Source organism: Sphingomonas sp. Sph1(2015) (genome assembly GCF_001970915.1).
In the GTDB taxonomy this organism is placed as follows: domain Bacteria; phylum Pseudomonadota; class Alphaproteobacteria; order Sphingomonadales; family Sphingomonadaceae; genus Sphingomonas; species Sphingomonas parapaucimobilis.
Genome location: NZ_MQUI01000059.1, coordinates 1 through 19,423 on the forward strand (window position 1 = coordinate 1; position 19,423 = coordinate 19,423).

23 protein-coding genes and 1 pseudogene are annotated in these 19,423 nt (G+C 63.0%); 13 read left to right on the forward strand and 11 right to left on the reverse strand.

Annotated features, from left to right (window positions below; genetic code table 11):
• Positions 1–65 precede the first annotated feature (65 nt).
• Both BSZ14_RS20105 and BSZ14_RS20355 read right to left on the reverse strand, forming a co-directional pair.
• Positions 66–245, reverse strand: coding sequence for a hypothetical protein (locus tag BSZ14_RS20105; RefSeq protein ID WP_241823808.1), 180 nt, complete (start codon positions 243–245; stop codon positions 66–68).
• A 52-nt stretch (positions 246–297) separates the two neighbouring features.
• Positions 298–429: pseudogene (locus BSZ14_RS20355) on the reverse strand (IS1096 element passenger TnpR family protein); the annotation flags it as partial.
• Between the two features lie 595 nt (positions 430–1,024).
• Here BSZ14_RS20355 and BSZ14_RS16805 point away from each other — a divergent pair.
• Entirely contained in the window at positions 1,025–1,270 is a 246-nt protein-coding gene (locus tag BSZ14_RS16805) for a hypothetical protein (protein WP_007406343.1), read from the forward strand.
• Positions 1,271–1,424: 154 nt separating this feature from the next.
• On the opposite strand, the gene BSZ14_RS16810 is transcribed toward BSZ14_RS16805, so the two are convergent.
• Complete coding sequence (locus BSZ14_RS16810) at positions 1,425–1,637, reverse strand: protealysin inhibitor emfourin (RefSeq protein ID WP_076711803.1); 213 nt, start codon at positions 1,635–1,637, stop codon at positions 1,425–1,427.
• A 172-nt stretch (positions 1,638–1,809) separates the two neighbouring features.
• Here BSZ14_RS16810 and BSZ14_RS16815 point away from each other — a divergent pair, with 172 nt between their 5' ends.
• Genes BSZ14_RS16815 through BSZ14_RS16820 form a run of 3 tightly spaced genes read left to right on the forward strand, consistent with a single transcriptional unit; the run spans position 1,810 to position 3,753 of the window.
• Positions 1,810–2,457, forward strand: coding sequence for a ParA family protein (locus tag BSZ14_RS16815; RefSeq protein ID WP_047867243.1), 648 nt, complete (start codon positions 1,810–1,812; stop codon positions 2,455–2,457).
• A 2-nt stretch (positions 2,458–2,459) separates the two neighbouring features.
• Complete coding sequence (locus BSZ14_RS20360; RefSeq protein WP_373853882.1) at positions 2,460–2,753, forward strand: ribbon-helix-helix domain-containing protein; 294 nt, start codon at positions 2,460–2,462, stop codon at positions 2,751–2,753.
• Between the two features lie 46 nt (positions 2,754–2,799).
• Positions 2,800–3,753, forward strand: coding sequence for a replication initiator protein A (locus tag BSZ14_RS16820; protein ID WP_047867245.1), 954 nt, complete (start codon positions 2,800–2,802; stop codon positions 3,751–3,753).
• 650 nt (positions 3,754–4,403) lie between these two features.
• Here the strand turns inward: BSZ14_RS16820 and BSZ14_RS16825 are convergent.
• Positions 4,404–4,652, reverse strand: a complete 249-nt coding sequence (locus BSZ14_RS16825; RefSeq protein ID WP_198930551.1) for a helix-turn-helix domain-containing protein — start codon at positions 4,650–4,652, stop codon at positions 4,404–4,406.
• A 75-nt stretch (positions 4,653–4,727) separates the two neighbouring features.
• Here BSZ14_RS16825 and BSZ14_RS16830 point away from each other — a divergent pair, with 75 nt between their 5' ends.
• Both BSZ14_RS16830 and BSZ14_RS16835 read left to right on the forward strand, forming a co-directional pair.
• Entirely contained in the window at positions 4,728–5,009 is a 282-nt protein-coding gene (locus BSZ14_RS16830; protein ID WP_047867247.1) for a hypothetical protein, read from the forward strand.
• A 10-nt stretch (positions 5,010–5,019) separates the two neighbouring features.
• Positions 5,020–5,595, forward strand: coding sequence for a hypothetical protein (locus BSZ14_RS16835; RefSeq protein WP_076711804.1), 576 nt, complete (start codon positions 5,020–5,022; stop codon positions 5,593–5,595).
• A gap of 465 nt (positions 5,596–6,060) precedes the next feature.
• Here the strand turns inward: BSZ14_RS16835 and BSZ14_RS16840 are convergent, their stop codons facing one another.
• On the reverse strand, positions 6,061–6,327 hold the full coding sequence (locus BSZ14_RS16840; RefSeq protein WP_047867249.1) for a hypothetical protein: 267 nt from the start codon (positions 6,325–6,327) through the stop codon (positions 6,061–6,063).
• A gap of 2 nt (positions 6,328–6,329) precedes the next feature.
• Entirely contained in the window at positions 6,330–6,755 is a 426-nt protein-coding gene (locus BSZ14_RS16845) for a helix-turn-helix domain-containing protein (RefSeq protein ID WP_047867250.1), read from the reverse strand.
• A 74-nt stretch (positions 6,756–6,829) separates the two neighbouring features.
• Here BSZ14_RS16845 and BSZ14_RS16850 point away from each other — a divergent pair, with 74 nt between their 5' ends.
• Together BSZ14_RS16850 and mobF are read left to right on the forward strand one after the other, a co-directional pair.
• Complete coding sequence (locus BSZ14_RS16850) at positions 6,830–7,669, forward strand: hypothetical protein (RefSeq protein ID WP_066709386.1); 840 nt, start codon at positions 6,830–6,832, stop codon at positions 7,667–7,669.
• Positions 7,666–11,028 carry a MobF family relaxase gene (gene mobF / locus BSZ14_RS16855; protein WP_066709383.1) on the forward strand — a complete coding sequence of 1,121 codons (3,363 nt, stop codon included), beginning with the start codon at positions 7,666–7,668 and terminating at the stop codon, positions 11,026–11,028. Before BSZ14_RS16850 ends, mobF begins: the two co-directional genes overlap by 4 nt.
• Before the next feature lie 50 nt (positions 11,029–11,078).
• On the opposite strand, the gene BSZ14_RS19750 is transcribed toward mobF, so the two are convergent.
• A complete protein-coding gene (locus BSZ14_RS19750) occupies positions 11,079–11,252 on the reverse strand; it encodes a hypothetical protein (protein WP_157085196.1) in 174 nt (57 codons plus the stop codon).
• Positions 11,253–11,502: 250 nt separating this feature from the next.
• Here BSZ14_RS19750 and BSZ14_RS16860 point away from each other — a divergent pair, with 250 nt between their 5' ends.
• The 4 genes from BSZ14_RS16860 (at position 11,503) to BSZ14_RS16875 (ending at position 14,611) form a co-directional block, all read left to right on the forward strand.
• The gene (locus BSZ14_RS16860; RefSeq protein WP_076711805.1) at positions 11,503–12,945 is read left to right on the forward strand and encodes an SIR2 family protein; all 1,443 of its coding nucleotides are present in this window, start codon (positions 11,503–11,505) and stop codon (positions 12,943–12,945) included.
• Between the two features lie 35 nt (positions 12,946–12,980).
• Entirely contained in the window at positions 12,981–13,463 is a 483-nt protein-coding gene (locus BSZ14_RS16865; RefSeq protein ID WP_076711806.1) for a TIR domain-containing protein, read from the forward strand.
• A 14-nt stretch (positions 13,464–13,477) separates the two neighbouring features.
• Positions 13,478–14,038, forward strand: coding sequence for a toll/interleukin-1 receptor domain-containing protein (locus tag BSZ14_RS16870; RefSeq protein WP_076711807.1), 561 nt, complete (start codon positions 13,478–13,480; stop codon positions 14,036–14,038).
• A gap of 165 nt (positions 14,039–14,203) precedes the next feature.
• On the forward strand, positions 14,204–14,611 hold the full coding sequence (locus tag BSZ14_RS16875) for a very short patch repair endonuclease (protein WP_076711808.1): 408 nt from the start codon (positions 14,204–14,206) through the stop codon (positions 14,609–14,611).
• Here BSZ14_RS16875 and BSZ14_RS16880 read toward each other — a convergent pair.
• The 3 genes from BSZ14_RS16880 to BSZ14_RS16890 are packed head-to-tail and all read right to left on the reverse strand — an operon-like array spanning position 14,608 to position 16,815.
• Positions 14,608–15,465, reverse strand: a complete 858-nt coding sequence (locus tag BSZ14_RS16880; protein WP_047867235.1) for a hypothetical protein — start codon at positions 15,463–15,465, stop codon at positions 14,608–14,610. The two genes, BSZ14_RS16875 and BSZ14_RS16880, sit on opposite strands and share 4 nt — an antisense overlap.
• The gene (locus BSZ14_RS16885; protein ID WP_047867234.1) at positions 15,462–16,607 is read right to left on the reverse strand and encodes a DNA cytosine methyltransferase; all 1,146 of its coding nucleotides are present in this window, start codon (positions 16,605–16,607) and stop codon (positions 15,462–15,464) included. The genes BSZ14_RS16880 and BSZ14_RS16885 overlap by 4 nt, the downstream gene beginning before the upstream one ends.
• Positions 16,600–16,815 (reverse strand): hypothetical protein, encoded by a 216-nt coding sequence (locus BSZ14_RS16890; RefSeq protein ID WP_047867238.1) that lies wholly within the window; start codon positions 16,813–16,815, stop codon positions 16,600–16,602. Before BSZ14_RS16890 ends, BSZ14_RS16885 begins: the two co-directional genes overlap by 8 nt.
• Positions 16,816–16,942: 127 nt before the next feature.
• On the opposite strand from BSZ14_RS16890, the gene BSZ14_RS16895 reads away from it, so the two are divergent.
• A complete protein-coding gene (locus BSZ14_RS16895; protein ID WP_047867233.1) occupies positions 16,943–17,695 on the forward strand; it encodes a GIY-YIG nuclease family protein in 753 nt (250 codons plus the stop codon).
• 44 nt (positions 17,696–17,739) lie between these two features.
• On the opposite strand, the gene BSZ14_RS16900 is transcribed toward BSZ14_RS16895, so the two are convergent.
• Entirely contained in the window at positions 17,740–19,290 is a 1,551-nt protein-coding gene (locus tag BSZ14_RS16900) for a Z1 domain-containing protein (RefSeq protein WP_076711809.1), read from the reverse strand.
• Positions 19,291–19,423: the final 133 nt, after the last annotated feature.

Genomic DNA, 19,423 nt, shown 5'->3' on the forward strand with positions numbered 1-19,423 from the left:
GATGCCACCACGTGAGTGGACCATGGCCAAGGCACAGTTCGCCGTCATCTTCGGCGAACGCTTCATCAGGGCCATGGCGGCGTAATGTTCAGCCGCCCGCCCGCACACGAAATTCCTGACACTCCCACGGCCACGTCTTTATCCGTCTCGGATGGGGGCGGCAATCCGCGCGCGATCTGCTGCATGACCGTCACCCGCATGGCGATGTGGAAATAGTCGAGGACATGCTCGGCGTTCGGCCGCATGTCCCATTGAAGATTGCGGACGTTCCTGCCACCATCGGACCCAACCAAACGCGATCTGGATTACCCGGTGCAGACCAAAAAGCGTCAGATCGCTGCGAACCAGCAAGCGTCGCCAAATCATCGGCGATATATCCCGGAGGCCGACCTTCAGACGGTAAGCGACAAGCGGAGCCGGTTTCGACATGCTCCTAAAGCTACCGGATCAGCACCGTCACCCCCAGCTTTTTTATGCCCCCCAGAAGAGCTACGACACCAAGCGTGCTTTCAAGAGCCCGTCCTGGACCACGCGGATCGATCAGGTGCCGATCGCGCGGTGAGATCAATAGCGATAGCCTGCCTGCCGGCAGGCCGCTGCCAGCTTCATCACTCGCCCATCCTTCGCGCCGTACTGGCGCAACCGTGCGGAATAGCTGTAGGCGCTTGCAATCATAGCGGCGTGTGCTCGCAAACAGCCTGATTTCCTGCTCACGCTTTCTGCCACTGGCGGGGAGCGTCCTGCTCGAATTATCTGCCAGTGTGCTCGCCATCATCCGGCGCTGCTTGCAAACGGGGCGTTGTGCTCACGCTCCGTGCCAATGGGCTCTCCAAACCCGTAGCCGGCAAGCGCTTTTGCGAAGCAGGTTTCCAGAACAGTTCTGACAAGCGGCGGGCCGCAGAAATGCGTTGTCGTCATGGCCCGCCCGCGAGGTCGTCAGAAAGGAAGGTTTTCGCGAACAGGGCCAGCGCATAATAGGCGATGACACCACGCAAGCGGAAAGGGTGCGATGACCAAAACCGAAATGCTGGAGACGATGAAACGCCTCGACGCCCATGCGAATGCCCTGCTGCTGATCGGTGCTTCCGATATCGATCTGCTCGGCGGCATGTTCGACGTGATGCCGGACTTCAAGGCGCTGCTCGATGCCGGATACGGCGAAGAGATCGAGAGAAACGCCGGTCGCTTCCCCGGCCTGCACCGCTACGCCGTCATGCTCTCAAATATCGCCGAAGGGATCGCGGACGGCTCCATCCGGGTGCCACGCTGACGCCACTCCCGCTGGCAGATAATGTGAGCAGGCGACCATGACTGCGAGCAGCGCCGGATGATGGCGAGCACATTGGCAATTAGCGTGAGCAGACTGCTCCGCCCATTGTCAGATAATCCGAGCAGAAAATCGCTCCGTTTGCGAGCAGACGCCGCTACGATTGCAAGCGCCTACAGTTAGCAGGCGTGCAGCTGAAGAAGTCCGCCTGATCGGCGAGACTGGCGATCTCCTGGCACTCCAAGGTGGCGAGATCGTCAAACGAGACCGTCTGCTCCTCCGCCAGTCCGGGGAAATGGGCAAGACCGCCCTCGATGCACAAGCGGACCTCACCTTTTATCGTCTCGTCCAAGGCCTTGCCCTTCTGCATCAGATCACTCCAACTATGCTCCGGGCCTCGGTGGCAGCGGCGCATCGTACAGATTTATCCAGCGCATGCCCATGCGTTGCCATGCTTTAGGAGCAGAGCGCCTCACCATAGCACTTGTGCGACCTTGCCGTTCTGCATAATATCATATCTGAATTATTGAAGGTGTGCACACGTGCATATTATCACTCTTGCAGCTCAGAAGGGTGGCGTTGGCAAAACGACGCTCGCGGTGAATTTGGCGGTCGCTGCTGAAGCGGTCGGGATCAAGACGGCTCTCTTTGATCTCGACCCGCAGGAGAGCGCGACCGCTTGGAGCGAGCGACGAACGGCCGAGCTGCCGCACGTCGAGCCAATCAGTGCGAGACGCCTCGACCAAGCGATTGATGCAGCTGAGGCCAACGGCTTTGCACTTACTATCATCGACACACCGCCAGCGGCGGGCGCGGAAGCCGCCGCAGCGGCGCAGCGTGCCGATCTGGTCGTTATCCCCTGCCGTCCGTCATTGATCGATCTTGATGCGATCAAGCGCACGGCACAGCTTATCACCAGCACGGGGCGAACGGGCGTGGTCGTGCTGAATGCCGCCCCCCCTACCGCAACCACATTGCTGGACGATGCCAAAACGCTTGCCGAGGCAACCGGCTTACGGGTGGCGCGTGCCGTATTGCGGGAGCGCAGCGTCTACCGAGCGGCATGGCCTTACGGCTTGGGCGTCATTGAGCATGAGCCGAAAGGTAAAGCTGCCTTGGAAATTGCAGCCTTGCAGAAGCACATATTTGATGATGTGATCAATTGCACACCTGCAAATGTGAAAGCTTGATTATGGCGAAACGGACTTCCCTGTTGGGGCCGGCAGTAGCGGCACCCTCCCCTCGCGAACCCGAGCTGGAACGCCAGTCGGCTCCGGCGACCTTGCCGCCGAGTGCCGCACGATCAGGTGGCAAGCGACCGGGTAAGTATCACCTCGGGGCATATTTTGATCCTGCAGATCCCACGGCGGAGGCATTTCGCGTTTTGGCAGCGCGGACCCGGCGGAGTCACCAAGATCTCCTTGCTGAAGCGATCAGCGAACTGGTCGCCAAGTATGAAGCCGACAAGCAATTCGGCCGTGTGTGACGATGTGCACACCTGCAACAATGCAGGATGGCAGGATTGATCCTTCATGACCAAGCGCCAAAATCCCAACCCCGAATTTGATCTGTTCATCCCGTTGATGGGCGACCTCCCGCTGAAAGATCAGCGGGAGACGATGGAGCGGCCGTTCTTCTCGCTCCAGAAGCGCAAGCGGGTGAAGCCGATCGAATATAGCAGCCCGGACGGCGAGACGTGGGTCAAGATTGAGGCGATCCCCGCCTACGGCATGGCCACGATCTGGGACGCCGATATCTTGATATGGGCGGCGTCCACGCTCAATCGGATGCGGGAGCAGGGGGTCAACGACCTTCCCCGGACACTTAGAACTACGTCCTATGACCTGTTGCGGGCGATCAAGCGCGACACCAGCGGCCGGGCTTATCAGGAGTTGCAGGCTGCACTCCAGCGGCTTCAAACGACTTCCATATCGACCTCGATCCGCGCGCCCAAGCGGCGGACTAAGGCCGGTTTCAACTGGCTCGACAAATGGACGCTGGAGGTGGACCCGGACACTGACCAACCGCGCGGGATGACCATTACGCTGTCGGACTGGGTGTATGAGGGTATTATGGGGGAGCGGTCACTGCTCACCATGCACCAAGATTATTTCCTGCTGACCGGGGGGCTGGAACGCGCCCTGTATCGTATCGCGCGCAAGCACGCCGGCAATCAGAAGGGCGGGTGGACGTGTCGCGTCGAGGTGCTGCGCGACAAGACAGGCAGCGACAGCAAACCAAAAGAGTTCAACCGGATGCTGCGCAAAGTGGTGGAAGCCGACCAGCTCCCCGATTATGCGATGCACATGGCCGCAACAGCCGATGGCAGTCCTGCCGTGCTGTTTCGACTTCGGGGTGAAGCGGAGGCGCTGGCACTGACTGCCAAGTTGGAAGCCGAGCAAGAGCGGCGGAACCGATTCGATGCCGATCGCCGCCGCGCCGCCGAGGTGGACGACCTGATGGACAAGCTCGCCGGAGAACGCTGACTATCGTGGTATCACACACCGCAAGGCCCATCCGTATCAGAGGCGGAGGCGGGCAGCAGGCGTTGAGAGTGTGGATCGAGCAATAATCGACCCGCAAACAGGCAAGCGATCATCGTGGGATCACACACCCGGGCGTCGTGGGATCACACACCGCACTATCGTGGGATCACACACCGAATCACGTGGGATCACACACCGGGCAGATTCTCAAGGTATTACGAAGACGCGGTTTTTTGGCCGCTTTTCGACACTTAACCTTCTTAACGATTCCTATTTAACAGAATCACTTAACCCCAAGACCCGGCTCAAAAGGAAGGAAAGGGAATGCGGAATTGCCCCTTCGGCAATGGCCCTTCGTTACGTGCCGGCTACCGCCGTTACAGGAGCGGCCTGACGGCCGCAGGCTTCCGGGAAAAGCCAAGCCGATCCGGCGGTGTGTACCTGTCAGCGTGACGCCCGTTGAAAGGGCAGGGTGGGGAGATACCCCGAACCGATCGTCGGGTTCGCCGGTGTGTGCGATCATGCCGGACCGTAGAGGCCATCGAACGCGCGTTCGGTATCGTAGCAGATGTTCGCGACGTTAACCGCGTGGGCGTTATCGTCTGCAGATGCGCCTGGGCATCGCTTGGATGGGCGGTCCTGAGCTGTGATTACGAGCAGTCTTGAGAGAGAAGCTCGCCGAGCAAGGCCACCGGATCGACGCCGATCGCCAAGGCGACCGCGACATATTCATCCACGCTCAACTGCCGCTCACCGGTTTCGTAGCGCGATACATAGGCCTGCTGCCATCCGAGCCGCTTCGCGAGGTCGACCTGACGAAGCCTGGCGTCCCGCCGTGCCAGGGTCAGCGCAGCGACGATGCGGGCGTGCAGATCGGATGGGGCAGGGGAGGCGGGCACCCCGAAGCATCTAGACCGGCTTGAGAGATATACGGAAAGCGTATATCTTCTAGGTTTCCGATCGGGAGTGCTGACATGAGACTGTTCGAGCGCATCGCCACCTGGTTCGAAGGCTGGACGCTCCTGGCCCGCCCGGGGATCGGCAGCGACGGCACGGACATCAATCCGGCGACCGGATTACCTACAATCGCGGGAGCGGGGACCCCCGACGTCGCAGGCAATCCCTACGGTTCTACCCGTTCGCACGATTACGAATCCGACTGGCAGCGCCACGATCGTTGGGACAGCGGCGCTCATGACCATTTCCAGCATCACGACAGCTGGTCGGCGAGCAGCCATGATCCCTGGCGTGACTGAGCGCGTCCCGGTGGCCGACCGGCTGATTGCACGATGGGAGGTGAGCCAGCTGAACGTCGTGCCCTACGCGATCAGCGTCATGGCCTTCTTGCCGATGCTGATCATGACGATCGGTATCGCCAAGGCGATCGGCGCCAGACCGGCCGTCGTCGGACGAAGCATGCTCGTCCTCTGGGTGGCTCTGTTCGTGACCGAGATGGCGCGGGGGATCTGGACGTTGCGGCATCGTTACGCCTCACCGCGCTGGCTGCGGGCAGTTCATGCCGCGGTCGGTGACGACCTGGCTATTCACGCGCTCGCCGAGTTGATGCGCCAGCATCGGTACGAACCCGATTACGTCCTTCTGAGATCCGACATGACCAGCGCGGTCCAGCAGGAGCGCGCCAAGCGCAAGGACGCGGTCCGACGTTCCAAGGGAATCCGGATGATGGAGGAACCGGATCCTGCTTCCGGTTTGGAGGCGGAAGGCAGTGATCCCCGGATCGCCGAAGAGCAACGCGCCCAGGTCCGCGAGCGTCGTGCCGCTGAGAAGATCCTGGCAGCGGCAGCGCCGGTGACAGGCGATATGTCCCGGATCTCCCGCTGAACCCGCTGCCGCACCGCCCAGAAGGCGGTCCGGGTAAAATGACAGTTCGCTTGCTGGCCGGCTGACACGCCGGCCCGGGTGCCCCGCCGAAAGCCGGAATGAATGCCGGAGCAGCACGGCATCAGCACCGCAGCGTCTGGACCATGCAGGGAAGGAGCACACACCACGCTATGGATAGCGACCGTGTCCACACCATAAAATCTCGTGTTCTCAGAGCTGTAGCAGGATATTGGCTGTGCTGCGGGTTCCGCGAAAGCTGCCCCGTGACGTGCTACAAGGGCGCTACAGCGCTACGGAAGCCGTGATTTGCCGGGCTGCGCAGCGACATGAGGATCGCAAGCAAGCGACCCGTGCACTGCTCCCCTTGGAAGCACGGGTTCATCTCTCGTCGGGCGTCATGGACAAGACCGGTGCGTCAGCAGCGGCGGATGTCGGGTTCAGCGGCGCGTGCTTGCTACCGCGCGGTCAGGACGTACCGGGTGGCCGTGCGCGGAAGCGGCGCGGGTCGAAGAACCAGATCAGCATGACCGCGCCGGTGACAGCTGCGGCGATCCAGCAGGCAGCCGCGAGGGCAGGGGCATAGCCCAGCAGACGGGCCGCCAGACCTGCCAGCAGCAGTCCTGTGCACAGCGCCGCTAATCGGCGCACGACCGGCCAGTTGCGTCGCTTGAACCCGACCCGCCGCGTCTCGGCCGTCCAGGCCGCCAGCTGTTCCTTCGAGGGTCCGCCCATCTTCAGTCCCCCAGCGACAAGGCGAGTAGCGTGCCGCGCAGCTGCTTGCGGGTAGCGGCTCCCGCCTCCGCGCCTCCGTCGTATAGCACGCGCGCGAGCGCCTGGCTGCGTTCGTCAGGCAGCTTCAGCCCGACGTCCCTGCAGACGGCGTCCACGTCGGCTCGCAGGCGGTCGAGCCGGTCCCAGTCGACCGGCCCGTAGTAGCTCCGGGGCACGGTGTCCTCGCCCAAGATCACCCATTCGGGATCGACGTCGTAGTCGCGCCGGAGCTTCGCCATTAGGGCGACCGGCGGCTCAGCCCCGCCCAGTTCCCAGCTGACCAGTGCGCGCTTCGAATAGCCCAGCGCCTTTGCAAACGCGTCCTGACCCAACCCGGTCCTGAGCCGTACCGCCTTGATCCGTTCGCCGATGGTAGATGCGCCGCTCACGTCGCCATGGCCTGTTGTATTATCCTGCTCACTATGGCGCAATAGTGCCACTATGCTATCATGGCACGGGAGCGGTGCCGGCGACCAGCATTACGCCGGACAGGGGCAGGAATTTTATGGGCGGTCAGGTCAATGTGCGCCTCGGCGACGACGACGATGCGGACCTCACCCGTTGCGCGGCCGAGCGCGGCGTCGAGCGCGCCACCTTGGCCAAATCGTTCGTTCGGGAATGTCTCGATGCGTGGCGGGAGGGGCGGGCCGTATTCGACCGGCCTGAGCAACTAGGCCCCGGTGACGTCGTCGCCTTCGGCGCTAGGCTGGACAAGGCGGTCATGGAGATCGACCGCATCGCCCAAGCCTGGGCAGCGCATGAGAGCGACATGCACAGGCTGGAGCGCGAGGATCAGCTGGCGCTGACGCGAGCCCGGACCGAGTTCATCAAGGGCATGCCGGAGCGCATTACCGCCAGCTTCAATCCGATCAGGGCGGAGATGCGGCTGCTTGCCGAGCGGATCGACAAGCAGCCGCGTCTGGATGCCATCGACGAACGGCAGCGCGACCACACCGAGGCGTTGCGGGAGAACACCGCCGCCATCAGGAGCCTCGAGCAGCAGCCCCGGACGAAGGTCAGCTACACCGTCTGGGACAGGGACTGGTCGGGTCGCAAGGTCGGTGCGGCGCTGTCGATCGTATGGTTGCTCTGCGTCGGCAGCTACTTCCTTGCGGCGATGGCGCTGCCGCCGTCGTGGTTCGCGGTCCGCTCGGCTAATTTCCTGCTGGGCGGCGGGGATCAGGCGGTCTGCGCGCTCGTGAATTACCGGCTCGCGACCGACAGCTGCCGGACGCAGTTCGAGGGCAAGGCAGGCAAGATTGTGGTGCGGGCGAGGCCCGGCACGTCGCAGGGCCGACAATGATCTCGGTCGCTGCGGTCGGTTCGGCCTCCGACGCAGCCGCCTATTACGCCCAAGACAATTATTACACCGCCGATCAGGCAGAAGGGACCAGCGCCTGGGCAGGCGAGGGGGCGGCAGAACTGGGTCTGTCCGGGCCGGTCGACGCCGAGCGGTTCGAACAGGTGCTCACCGGTGAACTCCCCAACGGTGTCGTGCTGGACGCCAAACGGGGTGGGCACCGGGCGGGCTGGGACCTCACCATGTCCGTGCCCAAGTCGGTGTCGATCCTGGCGCTGGTGGGCGGTGATGCGCGATTGGTGGTCGCGGTACGGGAATCGGCCGCCTCCACCCTTGCCTGGACGGAGCGCAACATCGCGGAAGGGCGGGTCTGGAACGGCAGGGGACAGGCGCCCGAGACGACCGGCCGCTTCGTGGCCGCGACCTTCCTCCACGACGTGAACCGCAGCGGCGAGCCGCAGCTCCACGTTCACAACGTCATCGCCAATGCGACCCGCACCGCCGACGGCAAGTGGCGGGCGCTGCACGCGGACCAGCTGTACGAGCGCCAGCACGTCATGGATGCGGTGTTCCTGTCTGCGCTGCGCAGCCGGGTCGAGACGCTCGGCTTTGCGACAATTCCTCGGCACGATGGTCGCAACGGCGCCTTTGAGATCGCCGGTGTGTCCCGCGCTGTGGTGGAAGCATTCTCCGTCCGCTCGGCCGAGATCGATGCGTACATCAAGGCGCGCGGGCTGGAGAACACGGCGCAGACGCGCGAATATGCGGCGCTGGCTACCCGCGATCCCAAATCCCCCGAGATTGCCCCGGAGCAGCGCGCGGAAGGGTGGCGGCGGTTGGCCGCGGAGAAGGGGTTGGATCCGGCAGCATTGGTGAAGGCCGCGCTGGCTGAGGCGGGGCGGGGGCATGATGTGTGGACGCGCGCGATGCGGGGCGTGCGCGGAATAGGGGAGCGCGGTCTTGCCATCGCCGGACGCATGGGGCTGACCCCGCGCGACGGCGATCCGCTGGTCCCTGAGCGACTGGGACGACTGGAGCCGCGCGCCTATGCCGCGGCGCAGGCGGTCGCATCGGCGGTGCGGGATCTTGGCGAGCGGGAGGCGGCGTTCGACCGCCTGGAGCTCATCCGGGAGAGCCTGTCGCGCAGCGGGCCGGTGACGGTCGCCGATGTCGAGGCCCGACTGGCGCTGCTGCAGGCGAAAGGCCTGTTGCTCGGCGATGGCGATCGGATGGTGACGACGCAAGGGTCGGTGCGGCTCGAGCAGGCGTACCTTGCCACCGTCGAGGCGGGGAGGGGGCAGTCCGCTCCTATCGTTCCGCCGGCCGATGCCGCGATCCGGGTGCAGGAGGCAGCACGCGAGTTGGGGCTGCATCGCCTCAACCCGGGTCAGGAGGCCGCGGCCGTGCTGATGCTGTCCTCGTCCGACCGGGTGGTGAACGTGCAGGGCGGATCGGGACGCGGCAAGTCGACCGCGATGGCGCCGGTGACGGCGGTAGCGAAAGCAGAAGGACGGGCGGTGATCGGGCTCGCCATCGCCAGCGCGAAGGCGAGCGAGTTCGGGCGCGACACCGGTGCTGACGTGAGCACGGTTGCCCGCTTCCTCGCGCGTCATGCCCGCGTGATCGACGGCACGGCCCGACCGGAACAGGTCGCCCGCGTGAAGGCGGAGCTGGCCGGTGCGATCGTCATGGTCGAGGAAGCCGGACAGCTCGGTACGCGCGACATGGAGCGGATCGTGCGTCTTGCCAACATGACGGGCGTCGCCCGCGTCGTGCAGACCGGCGATACCCGCCAGCTGACCGCGATTGCGGCCGGCAAGCCGTTCGAGGCGAGCCAGAAAGCCGGCGTCGCCACGGCCCATATCACCGAGAATCTGCGTTCCCGGTCCGATCAGATGAAGGCTGTCACCGCCGCGCTCGACCGCGGCGATGTGTCGGGTACGTTCGTGATCCTCAGGCCCGCGACGACCGAGGTGCCGGGGAACGCGGTGGCGACGACGGCCGCGGCGCGTTGGGCAGCGCTGCCGCTAGGCGAACGCGACGCCACCCTCCTGCTGACCGCCGGTCGCGCCATGCGCAGCGAGGCCAACCAGGCGGTACAGGCCGAGCTGAAGGCGAGCGGCGAGATCGCCGCCACGGGCAAGTCGTTCACCGTGCTCGACCGTGTCAACGCCACCAGGGAGGGCGCGCGACTGATGCGCGCCTATCGGCCCGGCCATGTGGTCGAGGTCCGCACGAACCTGCCCAGCCAGGGCCTGGTTCGGGGCGACCGTGGTGTCGTGACCGGCGTCGAGGGCGACCGGGTGCGGCTCGGCATGGCGGACGGTAGCGAGAAGCTGTTCCGGCCCGGCCGGTTAGCCAGGAACCTCGACCGCGATGCCGTGTCGATCTTCGCAGTGAAGGAGGTCGAGCTGCACGTCGGTGATCGCATCCGCTGGAGCGACAACGACCGGACCCGCGGACTCGACAACGGTGCGATGGCGCGGGTCGAGGAAGTAGGGCGGGGCAGGTTGGTCGTGTCCTCCCTCGTCGACGGCACAGTGCACGAGATCGCGTCCGGCGATCATATGGCCGAGCGACTGGACCTTGCCTATGCGATCAACGTCCATGTCGCACAGGGGGTCACCACCGAGCACGGCATCGTGGCGATGCGCTCGTCGGAACGCAAGCTGCTGACCGAACGGTCGTTCCTGGTCGCGCTCACCCGCGTGGCGGACAAGGTGGGACTGGTGCTCGACGACGGGCGGAAGGTCGAACGGCACGTCACCCGCAACACCGGCGACAAGACCTCGGCGCTTGATGTGGTCGAGCGTGGCCAGGCGACCGACGCCATCCGCCTGCCGGATGCGGGCTCCCCGCTCGACCGGGCGCTGGAGCGTTACGCCCAGTTGTTCCTGGCGGCTGAGCGAATGCGCGAGGACGGGCGGGAGCTGTCGCCGTCCAAGGTGCGCGAGCTGGACGCGGCCTCGGCCGCGCTCGACCGGGTCCGGCCCTATGCGGCCGAGGATCTGCGGATCGTGCTGGACCGCAGCGCCGACCCGGTACGGGGTCTGGAGCAGATCGCTCCGGGAGAGTTGCGGCAGGTCTGGGCGGAGGAGGGGCAGGCGCGTGCCGATCCTCGCGCCTATGCCGACCGGTTCGTTGCCGACTGGCGGTCGGCGTCGGGCGACCGGGGTGCGGGCAAAACGCCGCGGATCGAAGACCGGGCCGAGCGCCGCCTCGAGCGTCTCGAGAACCGCATGACGCGGCAGCCGGCGCTGGAGAAGGCGCTCGACGCCCGCATCCCCGAGCGCCAGCTACGCCTCGACGGCCCCGGCATGGGCGGAGGTGGCCGCGAACGGGACTACGGTATGGAGATGTAAGCCGAGGTAGAAAGTTGTGTTTCGCGTGTGTCCCGTTTGCCGGGCTTCACTCAGTCTTCCGCAGCTTCCGTCCTGTCGAGTGCGACAAGGCGCTCATACTCTTCGACCGGCACGATGGCGATCATCGGCGATCCGTCGCGTTCGACTGCGATCGCACCTTCGGCTGCCAGCGCAAGGCATTCACGGACCTGGGCGGGTGTGCGGGGAAAGGGGACCGTGCGCATGGCCGTATCATATCACTCCGCGAGAATCGTAACTAGGGCTGCGCTACGTCAAACACCCAATCAGGCGGTGCTGATGAAGGCAGCTATCTCGAATGATATAGCAGCGGTGAGGCTGGCGAGATCACCGATTGGATCGATACGCATTGCGCGCCGCGGCTGGTCATGGCCGATGGCAGACCGCACGGCTTGAAACGCTCCTCGGAAGAACGTAATGTGAACGAATGATACTGATAATCTTCGCCGGTACCCTTTGAGCGATCGCGATGTATTTTTGAGAGAGTACACCTCAGCACTTGCTGAGGATGGTGCTTCGGTTCTTGTCGGTGCCGGCACTTCCATGGCCGCGGGGTATCCCTCGTGGAAGGGCTTGCTGCAGGAAATTGCGGGTGATCTCGGCCTCGAAATTGAGGACGTCGACGATCTTACGGCAGTTGCTCAATGGGCGATTGGTGCGGATCATTCGAACCGCACGACCGTACTAAATGCCATACGGGAGCAGATCGAGCCGGATCATGCCATCCCCTCGGCGTTGCTGTCGCTGGCAAGGCTGCCGATCCGCGAGGTGTGGACGACGAATTACGACCGGCTGATCGAGCGTGCGTTCGGCGAGCTTGGGCGCCCGGTTGATGTTCGGGCCAACCAGGAGCAGTTGGCACTGCGCAAGCGCCGCGCGGGAGCGGTCCGCATTTACAAGATGCACGGGACCATCGATGCAGTTGATGATCTGGTAATTTCCACCGAGGATTACGAACTGTACCGGCAGCGGCGCGGTGCATTTTTGGGTCTGCTGCACGCTCATCTGACAGGAATGACCTTCCTGTTCGTGGGTATGAGCCTGACGGACCCGAACGTCCGCCACGTGCTTGCCTTGCTGCGTGAGCATTTTCCAACGACCCCGCCCCGACACTTCATGATCGCACGGCGGCCACAGCGGGCGGATTTTGGGTCTGATGATGCCCACGCCGCCCGGTTGAAGCGGCATGACTATTGGGTGCGCGACTTACGACGCTATGGTCTTGTCGTCGTCGAGATCAATGCGTTCGCTGAAATTGATGAATTGATGGATGAACTCGAACGGCGTGTGGCACGTCATCGGATATGGGTGTCGGGTAGCTGGCCGCTCAATGCCGGTGATTCTAGCGCGGGGTTCGTTCACGATGTAGCGCGCGCGATCGGGCGTAGGATCGGATCGACAGATCTTTTCATGCTATCCGGGGCCGGGCTGTTGGTCGGATCAGCTTCGCTGTCAGGGTTCCTCGAAACCATGCAGGGGCGCGGTGAGTGGGACTTTGATCGGCGGTTGGTTGTTCGTCCCTTTCCGCAACCGGTCGGTGACGCTGAGCCGGATCGTCAGCATTGGGCAGAGCTGCGTGGTGAGTTGGCGCGCTTGGCGGGTATCGTGGTTTTCGTTGGCGGTGCGAAGATCGAGTCCGGCGAACTGGTGTCTGCCACCGGTGTGTTCGAAGAGCGCGCCCTCGCCGATGGTAGAGGTGCATTTCTATTGCCTGTCGGAGCCACCGGAGGCGCTGCCTCGGTTATCGCCAATGGGTTGCTGACATCAGCCCTTCCGTCGACTGGCAGTAATGCCCGGCGCCCCACGGACGATGAGTTGCGCATATTGTCAGACGCCTCGGCAACGCCAGATCAACTCGCTGATGCGGTTTTGAAAATCATTAAGCGGATCGCACGCTGAAAAATCGTTTGTGATGAACATCTGGGAGAACGGCATTGGCGAGGCGGGTATTCTTCAGCTTTCACTTCACGCGAGATGCATGGCGCGTGTCGCAGGTCCGCAATGCCTGGATGTTGCCGGGAAACCGTGATTCCAACACCATTGTCGATCATGCGTCGTGGGAAGAAATCATGCGCAATGGCCCGCAGGCGATCCAGAACTGGATCGATACGCAGATGAACGGCAGTAGCGTGGTAGCGGTACTGATCGGTCGCGATACGCATATGAGGCCGTGGGTGGAGTATGAGATCCGCAAGGCCCACCGCGAGGGACGCGGCATCCTTGGTGTGCACTTAGCTGGCATGAAGGATAGTAACGGCACCGTTGATCCGGCCGGGGCCGATCCGATCGCAAAGCTTGCGCTTACCGATCGGTTCGGGACCAGAGTAACTTACCCTACTTATTCCTGGTTGCAGGGTGACGGCAGAAAGAACTTTTCGTCGTGGGTTGAAGCCGCTGCCCAGCGCGCCGGTCGTTAAAGGCGAGATCGATCATGTCCTACGTTACCGAATCTGAGGTCCGGGCTGCCGCTGCTCGTGCGAAAGCAGCTACGTTCAAGTCCGCGGGCATTTTGTTGCGCGAATCGCGTGACACATACCAATCTTCATTCGATGTATTCCTGTCGCATTCTTTCATGGATCAGGAACTTGTCCTAGGAGCGAAGCAACTGCTCGAGGAAAAAGGGTTGTCCGTCTATGTCGACTGGATCGACGATCCGCTGCTAGATCGTACCGCCGTAACGCGGGCGACCGCCGAGAAGATCAGAGGGCGGATGCGGCAGTGCCGGACGCTGCTCTATCTGCATTCGGCGAATGCCACCAAGTCTAAGTGGTGTCCGTGGGAATTGGGCTATTTCGATGCCTTCACCCATCCGTCCCGGCGCGTTTTCATTTTCCCCGTCACCGCTGCGGATCGATCCTATACGAGCCAGGAATATCTCAATCTCTATGATACGGTCGACATGGCTTCGATCGGCGTGGCTACACGCAGGCGCGATGATATCAGGGTCAAGGGCGCAGATAGTAGCTTCAGAGCGTGGAGCGTTGCCGCCTGATCGATCATTCCTTGAGCTTTTCGGCGACCGCGAACGCGGCATCAGGAGGCGGGTAGAGTCAGCTATTTTTGCCATGGCGCACACGGGTCGCCATTATCGGAGGTAGAAAGGTCTACCTTTCTTCCGCGCGATCGAATGCCAATGCGGCATGGTAGGTAATGGGCGATGGACACGCTTGAACCCGCCGCTCGATCAGAACGTATGCGCCGAGTCCGCGGCAAGGACACTCGGCCGGAAATAGTGGTGCGGCGGTTAGCCCATCGGCTCGGCTACCGCTTCCGTCTTCATCGCCGCGATCTACCCGGTAGCCCCGACCTGGTGTTCCCCGCGCGCCGAGCGGTGATATTCGTGCATGGATGCTTTTGGCATCAGCACGACTGTCCGCGCGGATCACGCCGCCCTTCAAGCAACGCGGCATACTGGCACCCCAAGCTCGCCCGGAACGTCGAGCGGGATGGAATGGCGCGGCAGCAGCTCGAAAACGAAGGCTGGCGCGTCCTGGTGCTGTGGGAATGCGAGATGCGGGATGCCGACCAGCTATCACGCCGTCTGGTCAGCTTCCTCGACGGTTAAGCACGCCGGATCGGCGCCATGTCCGACACCTTCTGGACCACGCCAGCACGCCGGATCGTGGTGCGCCGCATGAGGTCGGAGCCGCTTTGCAGCAGCTCGAAATCCACATGGTTCAATTCAGCATCGTTGCCTTTGAAGCAGCGGTGGAACGCCAACAGCAGCTCCACCGCTTCGATCGGCTGAGCTGAAGCAGCGGGGGCGGCGCTGGACGGCACGATGCTTGGAAACAGGTAGGTGCAGGCCGGCGGAACGCGAAATGGGCCAATGTCGGTGAGCCGTGCTCCATCGTCACCGGCGACCTTGGGACATGGGCGGCCGATCGTGCCGCACACCATGTCCCAGACGATCAGGCCATCAACACGCTGGTTGCGGGAGATCATCTCAACGCTCAAGCGCGTGTGGATCCCCGACCAAGCATTGCGACGTGGATCGGCGCCGAGGTTGGTGCAGATGCTCCAAATCACAAACTCGTCGGCATCGGCCGGCCGCTCGAATATGTTGGTGTTGTTGCCGTCTAAGCAACCCTTGAGGTCGATGACGGCAGTGCGACCTGATGGAAGCCGGACCCGATAGTCGTTGCGGCTGGAATCGTCGGTGAGATCCCACCCGGCGATAAAGCCTTCGTCCTCCATGTGGTTGAGGACGTGCTGGACGAACTCGCGCTTGGTGCGCATCGTCGCGGAGAATTGCCCTCTCACCCGCTCGACGGCACCACGGAACAGGCCCGAATTGTAGAAGTCACGTTCGTCCAGGCCATGATCACCGAGCCGGTGCGCCTCGGTTTTCAGAACCTCGGCGAACCGCTCGATTTGCGCGCGCAGATCGCTGTTCTGCTCGCACGGTATGACGCTCATGCAGCAGCCCGTTCGGCAGCCTCCGCCATGCCCAACAGGGGCTCTAGGATATGGTGGGCGAGGTGCCGAACAACCGGCACCGCCACCCCGTCGCCGGTCAGGTGGTATGCTTCATTGTAGTTGCGCGGCAGCTTGTAGTCATCGTCTAGACCCATGAGACGCGCTGTCTCGCGCGCGGAGATCAGTCGCGACCGCACTTTCGCGCCATCAATGACGACGATCACTTGGCGGCTGGAGCCGCCGGCGGGCGTGCGTAGGCAGCCAGATACGTCGTCGAAACGAACTTCGGCGCGTTGCACCTTTTTGCCTCCCTCAACTCGCGTGCGCTTGTAGACGCCTCCGACCATGCGGCGCCCTGCCCGCTTGGCGGCGTTCACCTTGGCGAGGTTGATGGGCGACATCATGCCGAGGAGCTGCTGCGTTTCCGCAGACGTGTGCCAAGACACGCTCGACGGGTTCTCCTCGATCATGCTGGCGAACGTCGTGTTGCGTCGGTTGGGCGTCGGCATGTTCCACCACAACATGCCCTGTCGCAGCTCGGCCGGCAGCCGCTCGACTGCGCTTTGCAGGCCCCGCGTATGGAACGGCTCAATCGGCCCAGGCGCGAGTAGCGTCGAGTCGACTGTCACGTCGGCATGGACACCGATCACGAATAGACGAGGACGGGAGTGCGGAAGGAAGAGATCCGCGTTGATGACCAAGGCGCCGCAGCGGTAGCCCGCGTCCGCGAAGGTCTGGCAGATCGCCTCGAAATCCTTGCCCTCATGCGAGGTCAGTGTGCCGCAGACGTTCTCGAGCGCAATCAGCTTGGGTGCCCTTCCGTCCGCGATGAGGCCACGGATCACGTCCCAGAACGGGTAGAAGGTGCCCGAGCGCTCTCCGCGCAGCCCCGCCCCGCCCCCCGCCAGTGACAGGTCTTGGCAGGGGAATGAACCCCATACGAGATCGGCCACGCCGGGCAGCTTGGCGGCGGTGATTTGCTTCACGTCACCGACCGTCAGCTCGCCGCCCATGCCCCAATTTGCTTGGTAGGTGAGCCCCTTCTTATGGTCGAAGTCGTTGGCGAACAGGCAGGTCCAACCCGCCCCCAGGCCAGCGCGCGCCATGCCTCCGCCAGCGAAGAACTCGTAGAACTTAGCCATTAGCGACCCGCCCTTCCCCGTGGCGATCGTTGGCGCTCGTCTCGCGCGCCAGCTTCTCCGCGACGGCTTCGGTGATCCAGGTGTTGCGCGAGACGTTGCCGAGGCGATCGGCGCGCGCCGCGTCGATCAGAGCGAACGTCTCGGCCGATAGGCGGAGGTTGATGCGATCGAGATCGCGCACAGTGGCGGGCTTGGAAGACGTAGTCATGGCGCCATTGTGGCGCCACATTTTGACCTTGTCCAGTATGTTCTACATGTGTTCCTAATTTGCAAGGCCGATCGGGCTCGCGCCTATTCCCCTGCCGAGCTATATGTCACTGAAACGTGGAGCGTGCATGGACGGTCGGAATCCAGACGAGATCAACTTCCCTCCGTTTGAAACGGAGGATTTGCGTAAGAATCTCGCACGTTATCTTGATAGTGCCTTCACCGCCGAAGGAGCTGCCGCTGCGTCGAAAGTCGGCAACTTCAAGTGGGGCGTATACGCCTTCTTCGATTATGACGGGGAACCGATCTACGTCGGGCAAACTAACGAGCAGCTTCGCACTCGCATCCGGCGCCATCTGACCAATCAACGCACCGATGCCGTTGCTATGTCTGTGCTTGACCCTTTCGAGGTGTACGAGATCGAGGTTTGGCCGCTTCCGGCCCTACAAGAGGTGTCGAAGCCGAGAAGCAAGACGGACGCGCGTTGGGCGGCATGGGAGTCGGCCGTCGATCAACTCAATGCACTGGAGCGTAAGGTTTACGATCAGGCGATCGAAAAGAGCCGATTCAAAGCTATCCTGAACGAGAAAGACCCACCGCTGGCGAAGGTCGAGATCGAGGCACCGCCATCGTTCAGGGGACGCATCGTTTCTGATGAGGTGTTCGCGATCCGCTCGCACCCTGATTTTAGGATTGCCCGACGTGCGCTCATCATCGCCAGACTTGCCCAGGTCATCGCCGAGCGAAAGGTTCAAGGTGGATTGCGGCGGGTCATGCTGATCCAGGCAAAGCGCCTGCAATGGCTTGCCGATCGACGATATCAGGCCCTGGGGGGCGCAGAATCCGTGGAGCGGGAAGATGGCGCCGACACCGACGAGTAGCTCATCGCGGGTGCCTGCGTGTCGGCGCTCCCCCTCGCCTGCTTCTAAGCCGCAACCTTTGTTGCGAAGATGCAGGGCTCCACATCGGCAGGGGCTGCCAGGATAGGCCACCAGAACTTATGGCCGCTCCAGCCCTGCTCCTTAGTGCCTTCCTGTTGTAGCAGCACCAGCGCCGGTTTCGAGCGTCCAGGGTCCATCACGGTTGATCGAAGCGCGGTGCCCAAGATCGAGCGGCCGGACTTGTCACCGGAACCCCCTTTGGTCAGCCGACGCCCTGTTTCTGCTAGCACGACCAGGTTGCCGTCGCCGCCGTCGCGAACGTCGGAATAATAGTCGATCAGGCCGCGCATGGCGTCCCACTCGAACTCCGTGTCGTCAAACTCCATCGTCTCCTCGATGGCGTCGATAATCTCGATCGCGCGGGCGCGGTCCAGCTCGGCGAAACCGGCGGCGTTGATCCATCGAGGATCAATTAGCGCATCGATCTTGGCCTGGGCCGCGGCCATTGCCCGACCGCGGATCGTCTGGAACCCAGTGGGCAAAACCATGCCGTTCGGTCGGACCGGCACCACCGAGCTGAGCATCACCTTATTGGGCGCGCACGGGCGCACCCGCTGCAAGGGGTCGGTCTGAATGAACACGACGCCGCGGTCGTGGGCGCCCGTCTCGAAAGCTTCCCGTAGCGCGTTCTCAAAGCCGTTGATCGTGAACAGCCGATCATACACCCCTTGCGACGTGTAGAACCTCGTCACCGCCAGATCGGGCCGTGACCGGTTGCCATACATGCGTGAGTGCTGAAGCACGGTATCAGCCTGCATCGTTCGGGGGTTTCGGCCGTAGTAGAAGGCGATCAGGTTCGGGATGGTGATGCCTCGGTCGAGGATATTGCCGCCGACATAGATATTAAACGGCGTGCGCAGCTTCAGCTCGGCTTGCGTGTCAAGCAGCGCCATCACATCCTTGTCGGAGTTCACCGTCTCCCGCACCACGTCATCGCTTTGCAGCGCATCAATAAAAAGTTCGAACGCCTCTTGGCGCGAGGGCATACGACCCTTGTCGGCGCTGACCGACGTATCGAGGTCATCATAAGCCGCATCGAACAGTGGCCGCAGCGTCTCCGGATCGTTTTCCGCGTGATCCAAGATCGCTTCGCTAATCCATTCGATCACCTGATCCTGCCAAGCGTGCGCCGCCTTCTGCGTATCGTTGTGGATTATCATCGCGTACTTGCGCTTGCGCTCGCCGGCCTCGTGCTGCTGCCAGCGCCGCACGCACGCGGCCAGGACGAAAGTGATGATGGCGCGCCGAAGACCGACGGTGTTGGGACTGTCCAACACCGAGTTCGGATGAATGCGTCGCTTGTCGGGGCGGCGAAGCGCATCCTGCTCCAAGTCGCTGACCGTTACGATGAGGTGGTGACGCGGATCGTCGGTATCGTGGCCACCAAAATAATCGTCGCCTCCGACGTAACCGCCGTGGATCGGCAGCAGTTCGGTAAACGCCGGCTTTTTGGGTTTGAACACGAAGTTGCCGCCGGCGTTGGCTGCCTCATAGCCCTCCGGCTGGAGGTAGAGCGAGTAAGGCGTCGCGGTCACCTGGAGGGGAGTGTCAGGAATTTCGTGTGCGGGCGGGCATAATGGGAAAGAAGGAGCCCCGAAATGTCCCGACGCAAAGAGCCTGCGATACCGAACGATCTGCTGGATCAGCTGCTGGCTGGCGCTGATGCTG

Excerpts from the sequence above, each read along its gene's own strand:
- BSZ14_RS16885 (WP_047867234.1), bottom strand. The coding sequence starts at position 16,607 with ATGGCTAAGTTCTACGAGTTCTTCGCTGGCGGAGGCATGGCGCGCGCT.
- mobF (WP_066709383.1), top strand. The coding sequence starts at position 7,666 with ATGATCTCGGTCGCTGCGGTCGGTTCGGCCTCCGACGCAGCCGCCTAT.
- BSZ14_RS16875 (WP_076711808.1), top strand. The coding sequence starts at position 14,204 with ATGGACACGCTTGAACCCGCCGCTCGATCAGAACGTATGCGCCGAGTC.
- BSZ14_RS16810 (WP_076711803.1), bottom strand. The coding sequence starts at position 1,637 with ATGCAGAAGGGCAAGGCCTTGGACGAGACGATAAAAGGTGAGGTCCGC.
- BSZ14_RS16830 (WP_047867247.1), top strand. The coding sequence starts at position 4,728 with ATGAGACTGTTCGAGCGCATCGCCACCTGGTTCGAAGGCTGGACGCTC.
- BSZ14_RS16805 (WP_007406343.1), top strand. The coding sequence starts at position 1,025 with ATGCTGGAGACGATGAAACGCCTCGACGCCCATGCGAATGCCCTGCTG.
- BSZ14_RS16890 (WP_047867238.1), bottom strand. The coding sequence starts at position 16,815 with ATGACTACGTCTTCCAAGCCCGCCACTGTGCGCGATCTCGATCGCATC.
- BSZ14_RS16840 (WP_047867249.1), bottom strand. The coding sequence starts at position 6,327 with ATGGGCGGACCCTCGAAGGAACAGCTGGCGGCCTGGACGGCCGAGACG.
- BSZ14_RS20105 (WP_241823808.1), bottom strand. The coding sequence starts at position 245 with ATGCGGCCGAACGCCGAGCATGTCCTCGACTATTTCCACATCGCCATG.
- BSZ14_RS19750 (WP_157085196.1), bottom strand. The coding sequence starts at position 11,252 with ATGCGCACGGTCCCCTTTCCCCGCACACCCGCCCAGGTCCGTGAATGC.
- BSZ14_RS16820 (WP_047867245.1), top strand. The coding sequence starts at position 2,800 with ATGACCAAGCGCCAAAATCCCAACCCCGAATTTGATCTGTTCATCCCG.
- BSZ14_RS16870 (WP_076711807.1), top strand. The coding sequence starts at position 13,478 with ATGTCCTACGTTACCGAATCTGAGGTCCGGGCTGCCGCTGCTCGTGCG.
- BSZ14_RS16880 (WP_047867235.1), bottom strand. The coding sequence starts at position 15,465 with ATGAGCGTCATACCGTGCGAGCAGAACAGCGATCTGCGCGCGCAAATC.
- BSZ14_RS20360 (WP_373853882.1), top strand. The coding sequence starts at position 2,460 with ATGGCGAAACGGACTTCCCTGTTGGGGCCGGCAGTAGCGGCACCCTCC.
- BSZ14_RS16895 (WP_047867233.1), top strand. The coding sequence starts at position 16,943 with ATGGACGGTCGGAATCCAGACGAGATCAACTTCCCTCCGTTTGAAACG.